The following is a 22,841-nucleotide window of genomic DNA, read 5'->3' as shown; positions in this document are numbered from 1 at the left end:
GATGGTGGGTCGTGCTGGATTCGAACCAGCGACCAATTGATTAAAAGTCAACTGCTCTACCGACTGAGCTAACGACCCATCTAAATCATTTTTTTACAAAATGGTGGTCGTTACTGGGATCGAACCAGTGACCCCCTCCTTGTAAGGGAGGTGCTCTCCCAGCTGAGCTAAACGACCTGGGAATTCTGTCTCCACCGAGTGGAGAAAATGGTGGGTCGTGCTGGATTCGAACCAGCGACCAATTGATTAAAAGTCAACTGCTCTACCGACTGAGCTAACGACCCTCACCACGACCAGTTCCGACTGCATTACTGCTTCGGCTCTGACGGCGGCCTATATTACGGATTTAAATTTCCGGTGCAACAGAAAATTCGTAATTTAAATCCGTTTGCTCACTGTGCGTACAAATGCAGGCTGTTTTTACAGTAGCGTTACGAAAACAGTGACATACAGCAATGTTACAGCTTGGCCAGACTCTGTTTGGCCAACTGGGCTGGCGAGGTGTTGGGATAGCCCTTGATCACCTGCTCATAGAAGGATTTAGCTTCCGCCTTCTTGCCATCCAGCTGCGCCAGCATACCCAGCTTCAGCAGCGCATCGGCTCGCTTGGGGGATTTGCTGTATTTGTTGGCCACGGTCGAAAACTGGGCCGAGGCTCCGGCTCTGTCACCCTTGTTGAACAGCAACTGGCCGAGCCAGTAGTGTGCATTGGGAACATAGCCCGAATTGGGGTACTGCTTGATGAAGCCCTGGAAAGCCGGAATGGCTTTGTCGTAGTTCTTCTCTTTGAGCACCATGTTGACCGCTGCGTCGTAGGCCTGATTCTCATCCTGATTGGTTGAGTAATTGGCCGCAGCAGCCGGTGTAGCGGCAGCAGCAGGGGCCGCGGTGGCCGGTGCAGCCTGCTGGCTGCTGGCAACCTTGTCGAGCTCCTGATAGAGCTGACGCTGGCGCTCTTGCGACTGTTCCATCTGGTAGGTCTGCTGCTCCAGCTGACCACGCAGCTCGGAAACCTCCCCTTGCAGGGAGTCGACCTGTTGCTGCAATTCAGCTTGCAGTCGCAGACGGGCATTGAGGGTGCGCTCCAGCAGGGCAACCCGATCTTCCAGGCTACCGGTGGGCACGATGGCGCCGTTGTTGCCACTAAGGACAACGCCACCACCCGAGTCACCGCCCAGATCGCTGACCGGTGCTGCAGCTTGCGCATTCAGAGCAACCATTACGGCCAGCGCAACGACAGCTTGCTTGTACACAGATTTCATTCGGATCAAACCTTAGCGTTTAGTACAGATAAAACGGCCAGCGCCATCGTCGCTCGCATATGCAGATTTCATTCGGATCAAACCTTGGCGTTTAGTGCAAATAAAACGGCCATCGAAATGGCCGCTTGCATATAAACGAACTTCGTTCGGTTTAAACCTTAGTAAACCAGAACCGCGCGGCGGTTTTTGGCAAAGGCATCCTCGGTGTGGGACAGATCCAGCGGCTTCTCTTCGCCATAGCTGACGATGGAGAGCTGCTCGGCCTGCACACCCAGGGTTTGCAGATACTTGGCAACAGCCTTGGCACGACGCTCGCCCAGGGCGATGTTGTACTCCGGAGTACCGCGCTCATCGGCGTGACCTTCGATCAGGACTTTAACGCTCGGGCGCTCGCGCAGGTAGCTGGCGTGGGCATCCAGCAGATCAGCGTACTGACCCTGGATATCGTAACCGTCGAACGGGAAGTAGATCACGTTGTCACGCTGCAGTGCTTCGAACTTCTGACGCATCTGCTCTTCCGGGGACAACATGCCGTTGGCGCCGCCGGTTTGTACACCGCCCATGCCGTCGGTCATACCTGATTCAGCGCCAGCGGCGTCGGAATCAGAAGAAGAACTACAAGCGGCCAGGGTGAACAGTGGCAGTGCGATGGCCAAACCCTTGAGCAGTTTATTGAGTTGCATGCTATTTCCTTAAACCTTTATAACAAAACAAAAAACAATTGGATTTTTATCAATTCAAGAAGGGCGACCAAGCTGGTGCACGAATTTCACCGCTACTGGTCGGAAGCACAGCCTTGAAGCGACCATCAGTCGACACCAACGCGAGACTCTTACGACCCTGATAGATGGTGGCATAAATGATCATGCTGCCATTGGGAGCCACACTTGGCGACTCATCCAGAGCACTCTGGGTAAGGACCAACAGGGCATTGTTTTCCATGTCCTGACGGGCAATACGATACTGTCCCTGAACACGGGTCACCATCACCATGATTTTGCCATCAGGAGTGATGGATGCACCCTGGTTGGATTCACCTTCCCAAGTCATCCGGCGAGTCATACCAGTCGCCAAATTTACGCTATAAATCTGGGGTTTGCCACCACGTTCAGAGGTGAACAACAAATTTTGCCCATCCGGCATCCAGGAGGGTTCAGTGTCGATCACACGGCTGGTTGTGACGCGGGTCAGCTGCTTGCTAGCGACATCAACCACATAGAGGTTCGGTGAACCATCTTTGGAGAGAACGATAGCCAGACGACGACCATCTGGAGACCACTCCGGCGCCCCGTTGATACCGCGGAAACTGGTGATCAGGCTGCGCTGCTGGGTGTAGATATCCTGCACGTAGATTTCGGACTTCTGGTTCTCGAAGCTCACATAAGCCAGCTTGCTGCCATCCGGCGACCAGGCCGGAGACATCAAGGGCTCGCGGGAGCGCAGCAGGGTCTTCTCGTTGTAACCGTCGTAGTCAGAAATGCGCAGCTGGTACGGGAACTGGGTACCCTGCTGTACGGAGACGTAAGCCAGACGTGTCAGGAAGGCACCGCGCTCGCCAGTCAGACGCTCATAGACGATGTCTGAGATACGGTGGGCAAACTGGCGCATCTGGGCACCCGGGATGGTCGCCATACGGCTATCCAGGATGTAACCGTTGCTCTCGCCACCTTGTGCCTTGGCCAGCTGGCCTTTCAGCACATCGACCAGCTCGAAGTTGACCTTGTAGGTGCCGTCACCGACTGCCGAAATGGAACCCACCACCACGGCTTCAACCCCTTGGGAGGCCCAGGGAGCGAAGTTGATCTCGCTGCTGCTGCTCGGGGTCTGCGGCATCTGGCCACGGGCCAGCGGCTTGAACTTGCCGCTGCGCATCAGGTCGTTGGAGACCACTTCCGCGATGTCCTGCGGCAACTGCCCGTTACCTTCCCACTTGAAGGGGGCGACGGCGATGGGGCGTGCGCTATCAATACCGCCGGTGATGACGATGTCCAGGGCCGCCTGGGCACTCTGGCCCAGCAACAAACAGCCAACCAAAGCAAAAAATACTTTTCTGATCATGGCTTAAATACTCGGTTCCAATATAGATGAGAGGTTAAATTCCTTTCTCGGCGAGAGGTTGCCAACCGGAGGCAAGCAACCTCGTTTTACCACGCTTAGATACTCGGTTCTAACTTCAGGTTAAATTCCTTCAACATCTCGAATGCCGCAGGATCCTTGGGCACAGGCAGTTGATTGGCTTTCAGAACAGCCGCCTTACCGGAACGACAGACCGCCGGGTCACCCTGGCCGTTATCTACCGATATGACAAAGCCACTGCTCGCAAGACGTACGCCGATAGTACATGTTTTGCCCCGCATGGTGGGATCCAAAATCATATACCGCTCAACAGTGGCCTTGATAAGCGCCGCATATTTGTCGACTTCGCCCTGGGCTGCTGCCGATGCCGCCTGACTGCGAGCATTGGCCTCAGCCGACAGCTGCTGCTGCATCATCTCTTCCATCTCTTTTTGCAGCTTGGCCTGCTCGGCGGCTTTACGCTTGCGCTCAGCCGCGATCTTGGCCTGCTTTTCGGCCTCGGCCTTGGCTTTCTTCTCTGCGTCAGCTTTTGCCTTTTTCTCCGCCTCTTCCTTGGCCTTCTTCTCGGCCTCTGCTTTGGCTTTTTTCTCTGCTTCTGCCTTGGCTTTCTTCTCGGCTTCAGCTTTGGCCTTCTTGTCAGCTTCCGCTTTCTTGGCCTTGGCTTCTGCCGCCTTTGCCTTCTCTTCAGCCTCTTTCTTCTCTTGTTCCTTTTTCTTCTTCAGCGCCAACGCCTTGCTTTCGGCTTCCGCCGCTTTACGCTCGGCTTCGGCCTTCTTGGCCTTCTGTTCTTCCAGCTTGCGGGCTTCCTCAGCTTTTTGGGCCTTCTCTTCCGCCTGCTTCTGCTCGGCCACCTTCTTCTGCTTCTCGGCCTCGGCCTTGCGAGTCGCCTCTTCGGCCTGCTTGCGCTTGGTCTCGGCGATGCGAAGCTGCTCCTGTTTCTGAGCCAGCTCGCGCTTGGCGAGATCGGTGTCTTCCTTATCCTTCTCTTTCTCTACCTTTTGAGGCTTGGGCTGAGATTTCTGCTGCTGGATCTGCTTGGCCTGTTCGTTGAGGAAGTTCTCATCGAGCATGACGGCATTGACGATCTGCCCCTTCGATTCAGGTCGCTTCGGTTTGCTGAAATCGAGCCCGACAAACAGAATGATGCCGATGATCAGGTGCAGCAGAAACGACGCGATGAGATAACCGGAAATACCACGCTTCACATCCATCTCCGTTAGTTCACCGGATCTGTCATCAGGCCAACCTGAGGCACACCCGCTTTCTTGAGGGCCACCATCAACAGGATCACCTCTTCGTAGCGCACGGCCTTGTCACCCGCGACCACCACGGGGGCATTCTGGTTGATCGCCAGATAGCCCATGGCTTTTTCGGTGATGTATTGCTGCATCGCCTCTGGCGTGCCGCTTGGCACCGGCTCGTCATCGGCTTCGCCAGCCTTGATGACATACTCGCCTTCGGTATTGACGCTGACGATGAAGGGCGGCTTGGCATCTTCCGGCAACTGCTCGGACTCAGCCTGTGGCAGATCCACCTTGACCCCTTGCGTGATCACCGGCGTGACCGCCATAAAGATGATAAGCAGCACCAGCATGACGTCGATATAGGGAACCACGTTGATCTCGGCCACCTTCTTGCGCCGGATCCGCTGATAGGTTTGCATTACTGATCACCCTGCTGCTGTGCAATTTGACGGTTCAGAATGGTGGTGAACTCGTCCATGAAGTTGGCGTAGGCGTTTTCCAGCCGCTCGACCTTGTTGGAGAAGCGGTTGTAGAAGATAACCGCCGGGATAGCGGCAAACAGACCCATGGCGGTAGCGATCAACGCTTCCGCGATACCCGGTGCCACCATCTGCAGGGTGGCCTGCTGCACCTGACCCAGGGCGATAAAAGCGTTCATGATCCCCCATACGGTACCGAACAGACCGATATAGGGGCTGATGGAGCCAATGGTCGCCAGCACCGGCAAGTTGGATTCCAGATCATCCACCGCGCGGGAGAGGGAGACGCGCATGGCGCGGTAGGTACCATCCATCACCGCATCCTGACCACGGGCACCGGCCTTGAGCAAGCGGGCATACTCCTTGAAGCCGGAGTAGAAGATATCTTCCATGCCTTCGATGTCATCGCGGCGGGAAGAGGACTCCTGATAGAGGCGATTGAGATCGACCCCTGACCAGAAGCGATCTTCAAACTGTTCCGATGCGAGATTGGCCGCCTTGATCGCCTTTGAACGCTGGATAATCAGCGCCCACGAGACAATAGACATGCTCATCAGGGTCATCATGACCAGTTTTACCAACAGGCTGGCTTGCCAAAACAGGCCAATAAACGAAATTTCAGCGTGCACTTAACAGCACTCCCTTGATTTTTTCAGGTATAGCTACAGGTTTCATTTGCGGATGACTGACACAGGCTATCTGTACCATGGCCTGGGTGATCAGTCGTCCATCAGCCGCCAGGATCTGCTGCGAAAAGCGCAGGGATGCGCGTTTCACTTCAATCACTTGCGTTAATACATTCAATAGTTCATTAAAACGGGCCGCCGAGCGGAAATCGATCTCAGTTCGGCTCACCACGAAGGCATATCCCTCCTGCAGCCAGACGTCCTGTTCGACCCCTTTGGCACGAAGAAACTCGGTGCGAGCACGTTCCATAAACTTGAGATAATTGGCGTTGTAGACGATGCCCCCGGCGTCGGTGTCTTCGTAGTAGACACGCACCGGAAACTCAAAGACTTCCCCCATAACAATCTGTGATCCATTCGACAGTCAGATGGGGGGCTATCATAGCGCAGGGCTGAATAGGAAAGAAGCAGGGGGAGACAGGGAAATCCTGCCTCCCCCCGTTTTTTATGAAAGGAAATATGAATGTGTCAGCCAGAGGCCATACAACAAACTGGGCCAGGCGAGCCAGGGGTTGAACAGCACACATCCGGGCAGGCTTTTCAGATGAAAGCCAAGCCCGTTAAGTACGCCACAACAGACAGCCCACATCAGCCAGGGAGCAAGCCAGAGACCATGCTCGCTGGTATTGGCCGCGATCAGATTGGGGGCCTGTAAAATAGCGACGGCCAACAAGGCCGCCGCGAGTAACATCAACCCCTGCCACGGCTGCCGCTCCAGTGGAGCGGCCAGCCTGGCGAGTCGATCACTTGTTTTCATCGATCTGACGATCCATGTTCTCGGTGTGTTCCAGCCACAGCGCATTGATGATGCCAAATGCACAGGCCAGCAACAGCCCCAGGATCCAGGTGAAATACCACATTGTCAGCGCACCTCTTAATAGAGAGATTGTTGGTTATCTTCGATGTGCTTGTTGGTTACCCGGCCAAACATCTTGATGTAAGTCCAGATGGTGTAACCCAGCACAATCGGTACGAAGATCGCTGCAGCCACAGTCATCACCTGCAAGGTGTTGAAAGAGGCGGTAGCATCCCACATGGTCAGGCTCAGTGACGGCTCAAGGCTTGAGGGCATCACGAACGGGAACATGGAGAAACCGGCAGTGAGGATGACCCCGGCAATCGCCAGCGAGGAGCTGGTAAACGCCAGCCAGCCGATGTTCATGCGGGCAAACAGCGCAGTCAGCAGGCTCATGGCCAGACCCAGTACAGGGGCGGCCACCATCCACGGATAGAGGGTGTAGTTGTTCATCCAGGCACCAGCCTGCAGGACAACTTCCTTGTTCATCGGGTTGGATACCGCGTCAGTCGCGGCAGCCTTGACGATGACATACCCTTCCATACCGCTTACCCACCAACCCGCGGCAGCAAACAGCACCAGGGTCAGCAGTGAGCAGATCATGGCGGCAGTGCGGGAACGTGCCAGCACTTCACCGTCGGTCTTCATCATCAACCAGGTTGCGCCCTGGGTGAGCAGCATGAACAGGCTCACCAGACCAGCCAGAATGCCGAACGGGTTAAGCAGACCAAAGAAGTTGCCGTGATAGGTCAACATCATGAACTGGTTAAACTCGAACGGAACGCCTTGCAGCAGGTTGCCAAAGGCTACACCAAAGACGATGGGCGGTACGGCGCTACCGGCGAACAAGGCCCAATCCCAGTTGCTGCGCCATTTGGCATCAGCACGCAGGGAGCGGTACTTGAAACCGACCGGACGCAGGAACAGCGCCATCAAGGTCAGGATCATGGCGATGTAGAAGCCGGAGAAGGTCGCGGCATACACCATCGGCCAGGCGGCGAACAAGGCGCCACCGGCAGTGACCAGCCACACCTGGTTACCTTCCCAGTGCGGCCCCATGGTGTTGAGCATCACGCGGCGCTCGACATCTTTCTTGCCGACGAACGGGAGCAGTGCGCCTACCCCCATGTCGAAGCCGTCAGTGATGGCAAAACCGATCAGCAGTACGCCGACCAGAGCCCACCAGATGACACGCAGAGTTTCGTAATCAAACATGGTCGCTCTCCTTATGCCTTGATCTGTTCAAAGTGATACTTGCCAGTCTTCAGGCTGCTGGGGCCAAGACGGGCATACTTGAACATCAGGTACATCTCGATAACCAGAAGTACGGTATAGAACAGGCAGATACCGATCAGAGAGAACCAGATCTCGGCTGCAGGCAGGTTGGATGCAGAGAGGGAAGTCGGCAACACCTCTGCAATGGTCCAGGGTTGGCGACCATATTCAGCAACAAACCAGCCAGCTTCGATGGCGATCCACGGCAGCGGGATACCCCACAGCAGACCCTTGAGCAGCCACTTGCGCTTGCCGATCTGGTGGCGGGCACTGTCATAGAAGGCCATACCAATCAGCACCAGCATCAGCATGCCGACGGCAACCATGATGCGGAAGGCGAAGAACAGCGGCAGAACCTGCGGGATGGAGTCATCCACAGCAGCCTTGATCTGCTCGTCGGTAGCATCGGTCACGTTGCTGGTGTAGCGCTTGAGCAGCAGACCGTAGCCCAGATCCTGCTTCACTTCGTCGAAGCGAGCGCGGGTCTCGTCAGACTTGTCACCGGATTGCAGCTTGGTCAGCAGGTCGTAAGCGGTCATACCGTTGCGGACGCGCAGTTCGTGCTCGCTCTTCAGATCCTTCAGACCGGTTACCTGACCGTCCAGAGAACGGGTCGCGATAATGCCCAGCGCATAGGGGATCTTGATGGCGTAGTCGGTGCGCATCTCTTCCTGATTCGGAATACCGAACAGGGTAAAGGCAGCCGGAGCAGGTTCAGTTTCCCACTCAGCTTCGATAGCGGCCAGTTTCACCTTCTGCACTTCACCGGTCTCGTAACCGGATTCGTCACCGAGGATCAGCACGGACACGATGGAAGCCATACCGAATGCAGCGGCAATGGCGAAGGAGCGACGGGCGAACGCCACATCACGATTCTTCAGCAGGTAGTAGGAGGAGATACCCAGCACAAACATGGCGCCACAGGTATAACCAGCCGCCACAGTGTGGACGAACTTGACCTGAGCAACCGGGTTGAGCACCACGTCAGCGAAGCTCATCATCTCCATCCGCATGGATTCGAAGTTGAACTCGGCACCGACCGGGTTCTGCATCCAGCCGTTGGCGACCAGGATCCAGAGGGCGGAGAGGTTGGTACCCAGCGCCATCAACCAGGTGGCAGCCAGGTGCTGATGCTTGCTCAGACGATCCCAACCAAAGAAGAACATACCGACGAAGGTGGACTCCAAGAAGAAGGCCATCAGTCCTTCGATAGCCAGCGGGGCCCCGAAGATATCGCCGACATAATGGGAGTAGTAAGCCCAGTTCGTCCCGAACTGGAACTCCATGGCCAGACCTGTGGTGACCCCCAAGGCAAAGTTGATACCAAACAACTTACCCCAGAATTTGGTCATGTCCCGGTAGATGGTGTTGTTGGTCATCACATAGACGGATTCCATGATCGCCAGGAGAAAGGCCATTCCCAGCGTCAGGGGTACAAACAAAAAGTGATAAAGGGCCGTCGCAGCGAACTGGAACCGCGATAGGTCTACCACATGCTCAGCAATCATGATGTTTCCTCACCGATTATTGGCACGGCTATTTTAAGTTTTAAGCACAAAGCTTCCGTTGGAGGTTAGCGAATGAGCCTTATTGGGACGTGTCACAACAAAACGCGTTCAGTAACCACTGGCATTAACAACAAGGCAATACGAGAACACAAATAAAGCTAATGTTTAACAATTCCAAAACAATCAGCCTAAATTTATTCTCGCCCATGATGACCGGGTTTTTATATCACCTTTATTTGATTGAAATCAATGTAAAAGGACCCGCCATACATGGCTTTGAAAGGCATTTTTAATCTATTTCACGATTATTGACGCGAGCCAGATCACAAAACACGATAAAGCGTAAAACATTGATTTAAATCAATTTAAGAATTTAACATCCCGCCACTCGGTTTAATTTGAAAAGCGTGAATGACGCGCCTTTTTCCATGTTATCCGAGTCAGTCAATATGATTCGAAAACTCAATTTAAAATTGCAAAGAATGCATACTCATGCGAACCAATTTCATCAATAAAGACATTAGATAAACTAATTTGAAGAGTGCAATTTTTCTTGTTTGCCGGGGTCGATTCGAACTCCTACAATGCGCCTCGCAGTGAGGGCATACCCTTGGATACAGGCCGGTTAATCCGGGTTCACGGTACGTATTCGACGATCAATTTGAACCTGTCTATTGGAATCGAAGATGAAAAAGTTTGTTGCTAAAACCATCCGTTACTACAAGCTTTCCTTTGTTCAGCTCTATCAACTGAACCGACTCTGAGAGCTCGCGACGGCTCACCTGTTTATTTTCCGGTCTGTGTCCAGACGCACTCACTGTCTGTGAACATCCATCCTGAATTGTCTTTGCCCACCGCATCCGCCGTGGGCTTTTTTTTGCCCGGATAATAAAAAACCGCCTTTGACGGCGGTTTCATGTTCAAACGACTGTTTTTACTTCTCATCTGGTCGCTGAAGACCGAAATGAGCGTAGGCTCGTGTGGTCGCAATCCGTCCTCTGGGTGTACGTTGCAGATACCCTTGCTGGATCAGATAAGGCTCCAGCACATCTTCGATAGTATCTTTCTCTTCCCCGATCGCGGCGGCCAGATTATCGAGACCCACTGGGCCCCCCATAAACTTGTCTATCACAGCCAACAATAACTTGCGGTCCATGAAGTCAAAACCTTCGTTATCGACATCCAGCATGTCCATGGCGCGAGCAGCAATGGGGCCGTCGATCCGGCCATCGGATTTCACCTGGGCAAAGTCGCGCACCCGCCTTAACAAACGGTTAGCAATCCGCGGCGTGCCGCGAGAGCGACGAGCGACCTCAATGGCACCATCTTCCGTCATGTCTAGCCCCAGACAACGGGCACTGCGGGAGACGATATCGGTCAGGTCCTTGACGTTGTAGAACTCCAGCCGCTGGACGATACCAAAGCGATCCCGCAGCGGGCTGGTGAGTGAACCGGCCCGGGTGGTGGCGCCAATCAGGGTGAAGGGAGGCAGATCCAGCTTGATGGAGCGAGCTGCGGGTCCCTCCCCGATCATGATGTCGAGCTGGTAATCCTCCATCGCCGGATAGAGCACCTCCTCCACCACCGGGCTGAGGCGATGGATCTCGTCGATGAACAGCACATCGTTCGGTTCAAGGTTGGTGAGCAGCGCCGCCAGATCCCCTGCTTTCTCCAGTACCGGGCCGGAGGTGGTCTTGATATTGACCCCCATCTCGTTGGCGACGATGTTGGCGAGGGTAGTCTTGCCCAGACCCGGCGGGCCGAAGATCAGCAGGTGATCGAGCGCTTCACCCCGCTGACGGGCCGCTTCGATAAAGATCTCCATCTGCTCGCAGACGGTATCCTGACCGGTGTAGTCAGCCAGCTTCTTGGGGCGGATAGCCCGGTCAATAATGTCATCCTCACGGGCGGCACTGGCCGAGATGAGGCGGTCTGCTTCAATCATCAACTACCTCATACCAGGCTACGCAGGGATTCACGGATGATATCTTCCACCGACATCCCCTCTTTGGCGATCTTGCTGACAATCTGACTCGCCTGCTGCGGCTTGTAACCTAGGGCCACCAGCGCACTGGCCGCCTCCTCGGTCACATCCGGTGCCCGCAATTCGGGCTCACTGGCTGGCAGGGTGACCATGGCCGGGGAGAAGAGGTCGTGACTGACCCACCCCTTGAGGCGATCCTTCATCTCCACCACCAGACGCTCGGCGGTCTTCTTGCCGACTCCCGGCAGTTTGACCAAAGAGCTTATCTCTTCACGTTCGACACTCAGCACGAATTGGGTAGCTGTCATGCCGGAAAGAATCGCCAGCGCCAGCTTGGGGCCGACTCCGTTGGTCTTGATCAGCTCGCGGAACAGCGCCCGCTCCTGTTTGTGGTTGAAACCATAGAGCAACTGGGCATCTTCCCGCACCACGAAGTGAGTATGGATGGTCGCTTCCTTGCCGATCTCCGGCAAATCATAGAAGCAGCTCATCGGCATCTGCACCTCATAGCCAACCCCGCCCACTTCCAGCAGGACCTCGGGGGGCTGCTTTTCAATGACAATGCCTCTCAAGCGACCAATCACGGCTCTCTCCTCACCAATACAACTATTCGTAAATTGGCTCATAGCATAAAGAATAACTGGATAAGTATCCAGCATAGGGCAGCAACACCCTTGTGGTCAGAGAGGCTTTTTATCCAATTTTCCACCATGCTTGATCGGGTGCAGCCAGTGCACGGGATGTTTCAGCGCCGCACCGGCCCCCGAGCGGGGGATAAACCACTACACTAAACCCGTTCGGAACCGAAACTGGTGCCAATGTCGATACCAAGGAAGGCCATCACATGAAAATTGTTACCACCTCCAATCTGGGTCTTGCCATATTGCTCGGCTGTACGCTGGGCATGGGGGTCGTTGGCTGGTATGGCAGCCAGCGGCTAGCCAATCTGCTCTCCTACGTATTGGGCGCCGCCTGGCAGACCGCCGACGGTGCCATGGAGGGCTCCATAGAGCTGGGCAACCAACAGCTACAGATTCAGAAGATGCAAAACGGCACCCCGCTCAATCGCGCCGAACTCGATGCAGCCAAGGCGGCGACCGATGACGCACTGGCCCGGGTCAGCCAGGGGCAGCTCATTGATGGTGCAGCCCTTGCCACCATGGAACAGCACAAGCAGGACTATCAACAGCAACAAGAGAAGCTGCTGGCGCTCTATCACGCCTATACCGAGGTGGATCAGGCCCTGCATCACAACGCCGATCTGATGGCTCGCCTCTCGACCCAGCTGGAGGTGATCGGCGATGGGGCGGTCGAGGCGCTGACCCAATCCCCCGACCAGACCATCAGCTGGAACAGCGGCCTCTCCACTCGCTGGGAAGCGGCCGATGGGGGGATGGAGTCCAATATAGGCTTTTTGCGCCAACTCTATGCGCTGGAGAAGATGCGCAGACAAGGAGTCACAGAGGCGATCAAAGTCGAGTTGAAAGAAGCGACCGATTTCTACCACGAAGCGATCGACAGCATGCTCGGCACCGGGCTGTTCGATATCGAGGGAACCGGCGAATTTGCCGGCAAGACACTGTCGGCAGAGTATCGCGCCCTGTTGGCCCGGCATCAGCAACTGATGGGACAGTGGGTCGATGCGCTCGGCAGCTATCAGGCCCAGCAGTCCGCCTATGAGGTCAGTGCCGATGAGCTGCGACAACAGCTGGTTGCCATCGAGGAGAGCGGCGATGCCACTGTCGAGGATCAGGTGGCCCAGCTCAACGGCATCATCAGCCAGATCCGAACCCTGCTGCTGGGTGGCCTGTTGCTGAGCCTGATCATGGTCACCCTCTGCGGCTTCTGGCTGACCCGCAAGCTGGTGACCCCGTTGCTGCAAGTGGACAAGCGGATGCAGGATATCGCCGCCGGCGAGGGAGACCTCAACGCCCGCATCAACCTGCAACGGGATGACGAGATAGGCTCGCTGGCCAACAGCGTGGATCGTTTCATCGAGAAATTGCAGAAGATGATCAGCTCCACCATGGACAACAACCAGCACATCAGCGAACACGTTCACACCTCGGTCAACCGGGTGGAGGCAATCAGCCAGAGCAGCCGCCAGACTGCCGAACATGCGCTGGCCCTGCACCACGACAGTGAACAGATGGTGCAAGTCGCCACCGGTATCTCGGACAACTGCAGCATGGCGGCCCACAATGCCAACGAGGTGCGCCAGCTGACCACCGAGAGCAGCCAGTATGTTGCCTCCGCCAGCGCGGGCATGCAACGGGTGGTACAGGAGGTGAGCGAGTGTGCCATCGCCATCAACTCCCTCAAGGAGCAGGCGGGTCAGATTGGCCAGATCATCTCCACCATCAGCGGCATCTCGGAACAGACCAACCTTCTGGCCCTCAATGCGGCCATCGAAGCGGCCCGCGCGGGGGAGATGGGACGTGGCTTTGCGGTGGTTGCGGACGAGGTGCGCACCCTGGCCAATCGCACCGCGACATCAAGCGCCGAAATTAGCCAAGTGATCAGCAGCATCCAGCAGCAGACCGAGACCGCCTACCTGATGATGCAGCGCAACCTCAAGACGGTGGAGTCCGGCATGCAGGACTCCGAGAACACCAAGCAGATCCTGTTCAAGGTGGAAGGCGCCATCGACCAGCTGGCCGACATGGTGCAGCAGGTGGCCGTAGCCACAGGGCAACTGTCACACACCCTGAGCCACTCCTCTGACAAGGTCTCCGGCATCAGTCTGCAAGCCAGAACCGGCGAACAGGAGGCGCAGGAGTGTCTGCAACTCGCCTCCTCGCTCCATCAGGCCAGCCTGCTGCAACAGCGCCTGCTCTCCCAGTTCAGGGTCTGACCCCTTCAATAGCAAAGATGCCACTCATGTGAGTGGCATCTTTTTGTTACCGGTCGCTCATTCCTGCCGCCTTAACTTCCTCAACGTCCTATGGCCAGTTGAACAGCCAGGCTCAGCATGATGATGCCGACCAGCAGGTCGATCCCCCGCTGTACCTGGCTGCGAGCCAACCAAGGCGCCAGTGCCGCAGCACCCAGCGCCAGCGAGTAGAACCACACCAGCGAGGCCAGCATGGCCCCCGCAGCAAAGGCCGGACGCAGGGACTCGCTCACCTGACTGCCAAGGGAGCCGAGCAGCATCAGGGTATCGAGATAGACGTGAGGATTGAGCAGCGTAACTCCCAGCGTCATCGCCAGCACGCTTTTGGCACCCATCTGCTGAGCAGAATCGGCAAGCCCCTCCCCTTTACCACGCCAGGCACTGAGCAGGGAACGGCCACCAAACCAGCCGAGAAACAGCACGCCCCCCCAGGTGAGCAGCGCCATGCCGAAGGGGCTGGCGGCCAGCACATTGGCCCCGCCAAATACGCCGATAGCAATCAGGGTGAGATCGCAGAAACTGCAGAGCGTGGCCGTCAGCAGATGGTGATTGCGATGGATGCCCCGGCTCAGCACAAAGGCATTCTGGGCGCCGATAGGGATGATCATGGCCAGACCGATGGTGAAGCCTTGTAGTGTCGTTGCGAACATCATGGAGAGTACCGTTCGAAATGATGAATGAGCGGCACTATAGCGATGGTAGTTCCTTCTTAGAAATTCATTGATTTACTTATTGATTCATTTTGCTAATAAAAACCGGCATACCCACTGCTGTTCCAGCCCTTGTCAATTACCGGATCTGACAATTGTGACCCTCAGAGTGCGGCAGGAGAATCTGTTGCGCCTGCGGGCTCAGCCTACTGCAGCAATCTGGGGAAGTTGGTAACCACGACTTGCTCCAGATTGGGTAGCAACAGCCCCGTACTAACCCCTTTGGCAATGGCCTGATAGCGGTTCATGGAGCCGGTTTTGCGGGTGACCTGATTGAGATGGTAATTGACCGTGCGCTCCGTGATCCCGAGGATGCAGGCGATCTCGCTAGAGGTCTTCCCTTCGCTGGCCCAGAACAGGCACTCGGTCTCGCGCTCGGTCAAGGGGTCTTTACCCGCACTGTCCATCATGCTGAAACGCACCACCCGAATGGCCGCCTCGAAGATGTAATTGGCCATCCAGGAGAGGATCGGCGAGGACTCCAGCAACAGATCGCTCGAGGCCCGTTCGGAGGTGATGAAGGAGAGGATACCGTTCTCCCCGGCTGCACCGTGCAGAGGGAATGAGATGCCGTTACGCAACCCGAACTCGGCTGCCAACCCCATCACGTCCATGGTTCCCTCTTGCAAAAAACTGGCCCGCTCATCGAGGCGGTTCCAGTAAATGGGCAGCGTCTGCTTGCGTGCCAGCCGGATCACCGGATCGCACGCCAGCATGTTGTTTTCGGTATAGGCCTGCACCCAGGAATCGGGGCACTGGTTGAACAGCACCACCTTGGGCCTTTGCATCGACATCGGGATGATAAGGGCGAAGCGATAGTAGTCATAGCCCATCCCGAGCGTAAAGCGACCGATCAGTTCGGCCAGACGATTGCCGTCTGTCACCGAAGTGAAATGTTCGAGGTACTCAAGCAGTTGGTCTCTGTTCATATGAAAGCCCCCTTGGCCAGACATGTGATTATAACGGCGAATAGCAAGATAGAGGGTCCATAATGTTGGTTTTTAAAGGAAAATTGAGAGAACATCCACGAAACGAGGTGGAGAATGAACTCTATCGCTTTCGAAATCGCGTCTTTTCCGACCGGCTAGGCTGGGATGTCGAGTCTCATCGGGGCCTGGAGCGTGACAGCTTCGACACGCCAGACACCCATTGGGTCCTGATCGAGGACGAACAAGGGCTATGTGGCTGTATTCGTCTACTCAACTGTGCCGATGCCTATATGCTGCCCACCATCTTCCCCACCGCCCTTGCCGGTGAAAGCGCGCCACGCACCCCCGATGTCTGGGAACTCACCCGTCTGGCTATCGATGCCCAGCGCGCACCGCGCATGAGCAATGGCGTCAGCGAACTCACTTGCGTCATCTTCCGCGAGGTCTATGCCTTCGCCCATGCCCACGGGATCCGGGAGCTGGTCGCCGTCGTCAGCCTGCCGGTGGAGCGCATCTTCCGCCGACTTGGCCTGCCCATCGAGCGGCTCGGTCATCGGCAGGCGGTCGATCTGGGTGCGGTAAGGGGCGTTGGCATCCGCTTCCATCTGGATGAGCGCTTCGCGCAGGCGGTCTCCCAACCTCTGCTGGGCCATTATCAAACCAGCCATTATCCACTGCAGCAACCGTCACCGGTGTTGGCAGTTCACTCATAAAAAATCCCGGGAAAACAGACCCGGGATAAAGATGTCGCTACGATCTGCGCAGGGCTACTCCATGCGGCACCAGAGAGTATCCTCCCTCAATGGCCTGACCACTACTGTCAAAAATCACAGCGCAACGCCCCTTCCGCCGCCCATTGTTGTCCCCTGCCGAGTGACGTAGAGTCAGCCCTTGGGCAACGGAAGGGGGAGAAGATGAAAGAGCTGGACTACAAACTGCTGCGGGCGCTGGATGCGGTACTGCAGGAACAGAACTTCGATCGGGCGGCCAAGTCGCTCCATATCACCCAGTCGGCCATCTCCCAGCGGGTCAAGCAGTTGGAGCAACAGTTTGCCGAGCCGCTACTCATTCGCAGCCAGCCGCTGCAGGCCACGTCACTCGGCCAGAAGCTGCTGGCCCACTATCGGCAAGTACATCAGCTCGAGCTCGAACTGGCGGGGGAGCTGACCCCCGACCAACCACAAGGGCCAATCCGGATCAGCATCGCCGTCAACGCCGACAGCCTGGCCACCTGGTTTTTGCCCGCCATTGCCCCCTTGTTGAAACAGCACCCCATCGAACTCAACCTGCTGGTCGATGACGAGAGCCGCACCCTCGACAAGGTCCGCGAGGGTCAGGCCTTTGGTGCGGTCAGCCTGCATCCCCAACCGCTGGCGGGTTGCTGCATCGACGAGCTCGGTGAGATGAACTATCTGCTTACCGCCAGCCCCGCCTTCGTAGCCTGCCACTTCCCTCGCGGCCTGACCCGTGAGGCGCTGGCCAAGGCACCGGCGGTGGCGTTCGATCAGCGCGATGACATGCATGTGAGCTTTATGAGAGAACGCTTCGGGCTGGAGCCGGGCGGTTATCCCTGCCATACGGTCCACTCGTCAGAGGCCTTCGTCGCCATGGCAGAACAGGGGCTGGCCTACTGCCTGATCCCCGAATTGCAGATAAGAGGCCAGCTGGCTGGCGGGTCACTACTCAACCTCAGTCCCGACCACGTCCTGACGGAACGCCTCTACTGGCACCGCTGGGTACTGGAAAAAGGGGTTCACAAGCAGCTCTCCCAACGCCTTATCGACCATGCCAGATCGCAGTTGAAACCACGCTGAGCAGGCCATTCACCTTGGCTTTGCAGGGCTAAAAACGTATAGTGCTGGGCGATCCTTCATCAGGTCTCCACCCAGGTTTTCACTTCAGGTTCCTCACTTATGTTCCAAGACAATCCGCTGCTGGCCCAGCTCAAGCAACAAATCCGCGAAAACATCCCGAAGAAAGAGGGTGTGATCCGCGCCTCGGACCGGGGCTTCGGCTTTCTGGAAGTCGATGAGAAGACCAGCTATTTCGTGCCGCCTCCCTACATGAAGAAGGTGATGCACGGTGACCGGGTGACCGCCCTGATCCGCACCGAAAAAGAGAAGGAAGTGGCCGAGCCGGATACCCTGCTGGAGCAGTCCGTCACCCGCTTCGTGGCCCGGGTCAAGATGTTCCGTGACCGCCTCAACGTGGTGGCCGACCATCCGCTGATCAAGGATGCCATCAAGGCCCGCGTCAAGAAGGGTCTGGATGAGAAAGAGTTCAAGGAAGGGGACTGGGTAGTCGCCACCCTCAAGCGCCATGCGCTGGTTGACGGCAACTTCTCTGCCGAGATCACCCAGAAGATCGCCGCACAGGAAGATCACAACGTGCCCTGGTGGGTGGTGCTGGCGCGCCACAACCTGGCCCAGGTCGAACCGGCTGATCTGCCGGAGTGGAAGGTGATCGAAGAGGAGGAGCTGCCCCGCCGTGACCTGACCAAGGTGCCTTTCTTCACCATCGACGGCGCAAAAACCAAGGACATGGACGATGCGCTGGCCATCACCAAGCTGGATAACGGCTGGGAGCTGCTGGTTGCCATCGCCGACCCGACCGCCTATGTGGCCGAAGGGAGCGAGCTGGACAAGGAGGCCGCCCAGCGCGCCTTCACCGTCTACATGCCGGGCCGCAACGTACCGATGATCCCGCGTACCCTATCGGACGAGCTCTGCTCCCTGAAGGAGGGCGAGGAGCGCAACACCCTGTGCGCCCGTCTGCTCATCGCCGAAGATGGTCTGCTGCTGGAGGAGACCGAGTTCTTCGCCGCCCGCATCTGCTCCCACGCCCGTCTCAACTATGACGACGTCTCCGACTGGGCGGAGCATGGCAAAGAGCTGGCCATCGACGCCGACGTGCTGGCCCAGCTGCCACTGATGAAGGCGATGACCGAAGCGCGCATCAAGTGGCGCACCGAACATGCGCTGGTATTCCCGGATCGTCCCGACTACGACTTCGAGCTGGGCGAGAATGGCGAAGTGCTGGCCATCCACGTCGAGCCGCGCCGCATCGCCAACCGCATGGTGGAAGAGTCGATGATCGCCGCCAACATCTGCGCCGGTCGCGTGCTGGGCAAGAGCGTCGGTTACGGTATCTTCAACGTTCACACCGGCTTTGACGAAGAGTCCCTCGACGGCGCCATCGACCTGCTGAAAAGCGCCGAAGCCCCGTTCGAGCGCGACGAGATCGCCAGCCTCTCCGGCTTCTGCGCCCTGCGCCGCTGGATCGACAACCTCGACACTCGCTGGCTGGATGGCAAGATCCGCCGCTTCCAAAGCTATGCGCTGATGTCCTCCGAACCGGGCGCCCATTACGGTCTGGGTCTGGATGCTTACGCCACCTGGACCTCCCCGATCCGTAAATACGGCGATATGGTCAACCATCGTCTGCTCAAAGCGGTCATCGCCGGCAAGACCCCGGGTGAGCGCCCGAGTCAGGAGCTCACCGAGCACCTGACCGCCTGCCGCCGCCTGCACCGCATGGTGGAGCGCGACATCGGCGACTGGCTCTATGTCCGTTACCTGAAAGCCGCCGCTGGCACCGATCAGGTGTTCAACGCCGAGATCATCGACGTGATGCGTGCCGGTCTCAAGCTGCGTCTGCAGGAGAACGGCGCAGTGGTCTTCCTGCCTGCTCGCCATATTCTCGACAACAAGGATCGACTGGAGTGCAACTGGGACAACGGCCGCGTCTATCTGGACAAGACCGAGGTGGTCTACGAGCTCGGCCAGATCATCGAGGTGAAGCTGACCGAAGCGGTGGAAGAGACCCGCTCCCTTATCGCCAAGCCGGCGGTGGAGTTGGTGCCGGGCCCGGCACCGGAAGCCCCAGCGGCCGAGAGTGCGCCAGCCGATAGCAGTGAAACGCCCGCTGAGGCTGCCCCCAAGGCAGAATAAGCCACGCAGAATCATCTGATCTGCCGAGAGCCCGCCATCGTGCGGGCTCTTTTTTGCCCGGTATCCCGCCCGACAAGCTGCCATATATACCGTTATGGCACACAGTTCTATCCACGATTGGCAGAGAACGCAGTGAATGTCTCCACCAGCAGGGCTGAAAGCAACCGTTATGTGCGCTGCCTCTCCTTTCTGACATATTAATCAAGGAGAAATATGTCTATACTCGCTTGGGTACAATCCAAGGGATATTGGTATGCAGGAATGGGACCCGGAACACTTCACCAACTTTGCTCAGTTATGCGAAGTGAGCCTCGCCACCATCCGTGAAAAGACCGATGCCGAACGCCTCTACCTCTGGCTGAAAGCCCCCGAACCGCAGCTCTACAGTTTTCAGCTCGATCAGGGGCTGACCACGCTTGATCTCGCCCATCTCGGTCAACTGACCCTGCCCCACCACCTGATCGACAAGGCGATGGAGAAGGGACAACTGGTGATCGAACAGCTCCCACCACCGCCTGATCCCGGCGAAAATGTGGAGCCCGCCCAGCCGCAGTTACGCGCCTGTTTCCCTCTCAAGCGTCACATGAAACTGGAAGGGGTCATCTATCTGGAGACCCGCCGTCGCATCGATCGCCTCTCCTCCCACCAGCGTCAGGGCATCCAGCTCCTTATCCACTATCTGACGGCCGAGCTCAGCAATCACCTGCTCTCCAGCCAGGTCAATCAGGAGCGGGACCAGCGGCTCCATACCCAGACCGATCTGGTACAGAGTCAGGCACTGCAGGGCTCCTTCCTCACCATGTTGCAGGCGCTGCACATGGTCAGCGTCACCCTCTCCCGCAGTCGCAGCGAGAACGATCTGCTGCGGGATGCCGTGCTGCTGGCCCGCAAGGAGCTGCAGTTCGATCGGGTCGCCATCTTCCTGATCGAACCCGATGGCAAGACCATGCGCGGCACCTGGGGCACCAGCGAAGAGGGCGAGCTGATGGATGAACAGAACTTCATCAGCCCCATTCCGGATCACCCCACGGTGCAAGAGGCGCTCAGGCGCAAGGACTACGTACTGGTGATGGAAGATACCCCCCTCTACTACGAGAAGCAGCAGGTGGGCCGTGGCTGGAACGCCATGGTATCGCTATGGGATGGCACCACCCCCATCGGCTGGATCGCCGCCGACAACCTGCTCTGGCACCGGCCGCTCAAGGCCTATCAGAGCGAGATCTTCAAACAGTACGCCGCCATCCTGTCGCAACTGCTGATCCGCCAGCGCACCCAGGAGCAGCTGGAAACCCTCAACCGCCAGCTGGAGGCCAGGGTCGCCGAGCGCACCATGCAGCTGGCCGAGACCAACCGTGCGCTGGAGGAGGCCAATCACCGCCTCTCCCTGCTGTCGCTGGAAGATCCCCTCACCGGCATCGCCAACCGGCGCCAGTGGGACATCACCATGCAGCGGGAGTGGGAGTGGGCACGACGCACCCAGAACCTGCTGGCGGTATTGATGATCGACGTCGACGAGTTCAAGGCCTACAACGACCACTTCGGCCATGCCAAGGGGGATCTCTGCCTGCAACAGGTGGCCCATGTGCTGCGGGATGCAGAGCGACGCTGCACCAATCTGGTCGCCCGTTACGGCGGGGAGGAGTTCGTCATTCTGCTCTGCGCCCCGCAACCCGGTGAGGCCGAACAGCTGGCCGGGCGGATCCACGATGGTCTTGCCCGCTTGAAAATGCCCCATCCCGCCTCGCGGGTTGCTGATTTCATTACGGTTAGCATAGGCTTTAGCTATCTGGTTCCCTCCCTGGACGGAGCATGGCAGACCCTGACCGAACAGGCTGACCAGGCGCTCTACCACGCCAAGTCACAAGGGAGGGCCCGCACTCTGGCCTATCGGTGATCCCATGCTGTTGCGTCGCTACCCCATCTTCAATCGTCGCCTGGCTCTGGTGGCCTACGGCATCGACTATCAGCTCAGTTCACCGGTCGAATGGCCTTCACTGGCGCAACATTGCCGCCTGCTGGCGCAGGGGCGTCAATATCTGGTGCCCTTCACCCACGAACAGCTCGATGAACAGCGTCCCCTGCTGCTGGATCAGGACGCGATCCCGCTGGTTGAAGCCTCCAGCGAACGCCAGCCCAACTCGTTCCCGGTGCTGGAGCAGTGGCGTGACAGCCGGCGCAGACTGGCGGTGCATGGCGCCAACCGGGATCCGCGCTGGCTCGGCGCCAGCCGCTTGCTAGTGTACTGGATGGGAGAAGAGGGGATCTGCCAGCCCACCGAGCACAAGCGGATGGCGCTGAACATCGAAACCTGGGCGGATTTTCTCCCGCTGCGGGAGGCGGGGGTCGACTTCTTTGCCGGCGGCTTTCTCGCCCGTCCGGAGCTGGTTAATCAGCGGGCCAACCAGCCCGATATGGCGCTGGTGCAGCAGATCCTCCAGCTCATCTGCCACGAGGAGTTCTCCTTCGCCCAGGTAGCCCGCCTGCTGGAGCAGGATGCCTGGCTGCCCGGCCTGCTGCTCACCTACGTCAACGCCCCCGGCTTCGATCATGCCGCCCCCATCACCTCGGTACCCCGCGCCCTCTCCTATCTGGGGGAGCAGGAGATCCGCAAGTTCGTGCTGATCAACGGTCTGGCCCGGGTGAGCCAGCACATGCCGGAGGCCTGCACCCGCATGGCCATCGCCCGCGGCCGCTTCTGCGAGTTGATTGCTCTCACGGCGCTGGGTAAAGCGGAGGCCAGCTGGGCCTTTCTGGTAGGACTGGTGCTCGATGGCTCCCTGCTGTCGGAGCCGCTGATGGCCCACCTGCCCAAGAGCGTGCAGCGCGCCATCGAACTGCACGAAGGGCCACTCTTTCATCTGTTTCAGCTGGTCAGCACCTATGAACAGGGCAACTGGGCCCTGCTGGAACAGCTTGCCCCCAAATATCAACTCGATCCGGCCCAGCTCACCCCCGTCTATTTTCAGTCACAAATGTGGGGGCAAGCGTTTCTCACCAGCTAGGTGATGGCGAGGCGGGGAGCCACTGGCTAGAATGGGTTCCCTTTTTT

The 22,841-nt window shown here is 57.6% G+C and carries 21 protein-coding genes and 3 tRNA genes; 6 read left to right on the top strand and 18 right to left on the bottom strand.

All coding sequences use genetic code 11. From position 1 onward, the window contains the following. Nucleotides 1-2: 2 nt before the first annotated feature. From AB5Y82_RS09655 to ruvA, 16 genes are all read right to left on the bottom strand, one after another. Nucleotides 3-78 (bottom strand) — tRNA-Lys (locus tag AB5Y82_RS09655). A gap of 23 nt (nucleotides 79-101) precedes the next feature. Beyond that, nucleotides 102-177 (bottom strand) — tRNA-Val (locus AB5Y82_RS09650). Between the two features lie 31 nt (nucleotides 178-208). Next, nucleotides 209-284 (bottom strand) — tRNA-Lys (locus AB5Y82_RS09645). A 174-nt stretch (nucleotides 285-458) separates the two neighbouring features. Then, on the bottom strand, nucleotides 459-1,262 hold the full coding sequence (ybgF, locus tag AB5Y82_RS09640) for a tol-pal system protein YbgF (protein WP_368173906.1): 804 nt from the start codon (nucleotides 1,260-1,262) through the stop codon (nucleotides 459-461). Between the two features lie 158 nt (nucleotides 1,263-1,420). After that, nucleotides 1,421-1,945: a peptidoglycan-associated lipoprotein Pal gene (pal, locus tag AB5Y82_RS09635; RefSeq protein ID WP_005313284.1), complete on the bottom strand. Its 525-nt coding sequence runs from the start codon at nucleotides 1,943-1,945 to the stop codon at nucleotides 1,421-1,423. Nucleotides 1,946-1,994: 49 nt separating this feature from the next. Next, nucleotides 1,995-3,320, bottom strand: coding sequence for a Tol-Pal system beta propeller repeat protein TolB (gene tolB / locus AB5Y82_RS09630; RefSeq protein WP_005335728.1), 1,326 nt, complete (start codon nucleotides 3,318-3,320; stop codon nucleotides 1,995-1,997). 95 nt (nucleotides 3,321-3,415) lie between these two features. Beyond that, nucleotides 3,416-4,549: a cell envelope integrity protein TolA gene (gene tolA, locus AB5Y82_RS09625; protein WP_013723471.1), complete on the bottom strand. Its 1,134-nt coding sequence runs from the start codon at nucleotides 4,547-4,549 to the stop codon at nucleotides 3,416-3,418. 5 nt (nucleotides 4,550-4,554) lie between these two features. Then, nucleotides 4,555-5,001: a protein TolR gene (tolR, locus tag AB5Y82_RS09620; protein ID WP_005354757.1), complete on the bottom strand. Its 447-nt coding sequence runs from the start codon at nucleotides 4,999-5,001 to the stop codon at nucleotides 4,555-4,557. After that, nucleotides 5,001-5,690 carry a protein TolQ gene (gene tolQ / locus AB5Y82_RS09615; RefSeq protein WP_005335735.1) on the bottom strand — a complete coding sequence of 230 codons (690 nt, stop codon included), beginning with the start codon at nucleotides 5,688-5,690 and terminating at the stop codon, nucleotides 5,001-5,003. Before tolQ ends, tolR begins: the two co-directional genes overlap by 1 nt. Then, nucleotides 5,680-6,087, bottom strand: a complete 408-nt coding sequence (gene ybgC, locus AB5Y82_RS09610; protein ID WP_005335737.1) for a tol-pal system-associated acyl-CoA thioesterase — start codon at nucleotides 6,085-6,087, stop codon at nucleotides 5,680-5,682. Before ybgC ends, tolQ begins: the two co-directional genes overlap by 11 nt. Before the next feature lie 105 nt (nucleotides 6,088-6,192). Further along, a complete protein-coding gene (locus AB5Y82_RS09605; RefSeq protein WP_236758006.1) occupies nucleotides 6,193-6,504 on the bottom strand; it encodes a cyd operon YbgE family protein in 312 nt (103 codons plus the stop codon). Continuing rightward, nucleotides 6,491-6,607 (bottom strand): cytochrome bd-I oxidase subunit CydX, encoded by a 117-nt coding sequence (cydX, locus tag AB5Y82_RS09600; protein WP_005304933.1) that lies wholly within the window; start codon nucleotides 6,605-6,607, stop codon nucleotides 6,491-6,493. The genes AB5Y82_RS09605 and cydX overlap by 14 nt, the downstream gene beginning before the upstream one ends. A 14-nt stretch (nucleotides 6,608-6,621) precedes the next feature. Beyond that, complete coding sequence (gene cydB, locus AB5Y82_RS09595) at nucleotides 6,622-7,758, bottom strand: cytochrome d ubiquinol oxidase subunit II (protein WP_005335741.1); 1,137 nt, start codon at nucleotides 7,756-7,758, stop codon at nucleotides 6,622-6,624. 11 nt (nucleotides 7,759-7,769) lie between these two features. Next, nucleotides 7,770-9,326, bottom strand: a complete 1,557-nt coding sequence (locus AB5Y82_RS09590) for a cytochrome ubiquinol oxidase subunit I (protein WP_005335743.1) — start codon at nucleotides 9,324-9,326, stop codon at nucleotides 7,770-7,772. 934 nt (nucleotides 9,327-10,260) lie between these two features. Then, entirely contained in the window at nucleotides 10,261-11,271 is a 1,011-nt protein-coding gene (ruvB, locus tag AB5Y82_RS09585) for a Holliday junction branch migration DNA helicase RuvB (protein ID WP_005335744.1), read from the bottom strand. An 8-nt stretch (nucleotides 11,272-11,279) separates the two neighbouring features. Then, nucleotides 11,280-11,894 carry a Holliday junction branch migration protein RuvA gene (ruvA, locus tag AB5Y82_RS09580; protein ID WP_005335746.1) on the bottom strand — a complete coding sequence of 205 codons (615 nt, stop codon included), beginning with the start codon at nucleotides 11,892-11,894 and terminating at the stop codon, nucleotides 11,280-11,282. A 260-nt stretch (nucleotides 11,895-12,154) separates the two neighbouring features. Here ruvA and AB5Y82_RS09575 point away from each other — a divergent pair, with 260 nt between their 5' ends. After that, nucleotides 12,155-14,164: a methyl-accepting chemotaxis protein gene (locus tag AB5Y82_RS09575; RefSeq protein WP_111900218.1), complete on the top strand. Its 2,010-nt coding sequence runs from the start codon at nucleotides 12,155-12,157 to the stop codon at nucleotides 14,162-14,164. Between the two features lie 80 nt (nucleotides 14,165-14,244). Here AB5Y82_RS09575 and lysE read toward each other — a convergent pair whose 3' ends face one another. Together lysE and AB5Y82_RS09565 are read right to left on the bottom strand one after the other, a co-directional pair. Continuing rightward, entirely contained in the window at nucleotides 14,245-14,853 is a 609-nt protein-coding gene (gene lysE / locus AB5Y82_RS09570) for an L-lysine exporter (protein WP_111900268.1), read from the bottom strand. A 206-nt stretch (nucleotides 14,854-15,059) separates the two neighbouring features. Continuing rightward, on the bottom strand, nucleotides 15,060-15,842 hold the full coding sequence (locus AB5Y82_RS09565; protein WP_043820433.1) for a LuxR family transcriptional regulator: 783 nt from the start codon (nucleotides 15,840-15,842) through the stop codon (nucleotides 15,060-15,062). A 62-nt stretch (nucleotides 15,843-15,904) separates the two neighbouring features. Here AB5Y82_RS09565 and AB5Y82_RS09560 point away from each other — a divergent pair, with 62 nt between their 5' ends. The 5 genes from AB5Y82_RS09560 (at nucleotide 15,905) to AB5Y82_RS09540 (ending at nucleotide 22,794) form a co-directional block, all read left to right on the top strand. Then, entirely contained in the window at nucleotides 15,905-16,555 is a 651-nt protein-coding gene (locus AB5Y82_RS09560; RefSeq protein ID WP_042081537.1) for an acyl-homoserine-lactone synthase, read from the top strand. A 201-nt stretch (nucleotides 16,556-16,756) separates the two neighbouring features. Then, nucleotides 16,757-17,656 (top strand): LysR family transcriptional regulator ArgP, encoded by a 900-nt coding sequence (locus AB5Y82_RS09555; RefSeq protein ID WP_111900220.1) that lies wholly within the window; start codon nucleotides 16,757-16,759, stop codon nucleotides 17,654-17,656. A gap of 99 nt (nucleotides 17,657-17,755) precedes the next feature. Beyond that, nucleotides 17,756-19,792, top strand: coding sequence for an exoribonuclease II (locus AB5Y82_RS09550; protein ID WP_111900221.1), 2,037 nt, complete (start codon nucleotides 17,756-17,758; stop codon nucleotides 19,790-19,792). 253 nt (nucleotides 19,793-20,045) lie between these two features. Beyond that, nucleotides 20,046-21,686 carry a sensor domain-containing diguanylate cyclase gene (locus AB5Y82_RS09545; protein WP_111900222.1) on the top strand — a complete coding sequence of 547 codons (1,641 nt, stop codon included), beginning with the start codon at nucleotides 20,046-20,048 and terminating at the stop codon, nucleotides 21,684-21,686. A gap of 4 nt (nucleotides 21,687-21,690) precedes the next feature. Further along, the gene (locus tag AB5Y82_RS09540) at nucleotides 21,691-22,794 is read left to right on the top strand and encodes an EAL and HDOD domain-containing protein (RefSeq protein WP_021231747.1); all 1,104 of its coding nucleotides are present in this window, start codon (nucleotides 21,691-21,693) and stop codon (nucleotides 22,792-22,794) included. The last annotated feature ends 47 nt before the right edge of the window (nucleotides 22,795-22,841 follow it).

The sequence above is a fragment of the Aeromonas sp. s13 genome (assembly GCF_040907905.1).
Taxonomy (GTDB): Bacteria; Pseudomonadota; Gammaproteobacteria; order Enterobacterales; family Aeromonadaceae; genus Aeromonas; species Aeromonas veronii.
This window is presented reverse-complemented; position numbering and strand designations above follow the sequence as displayed.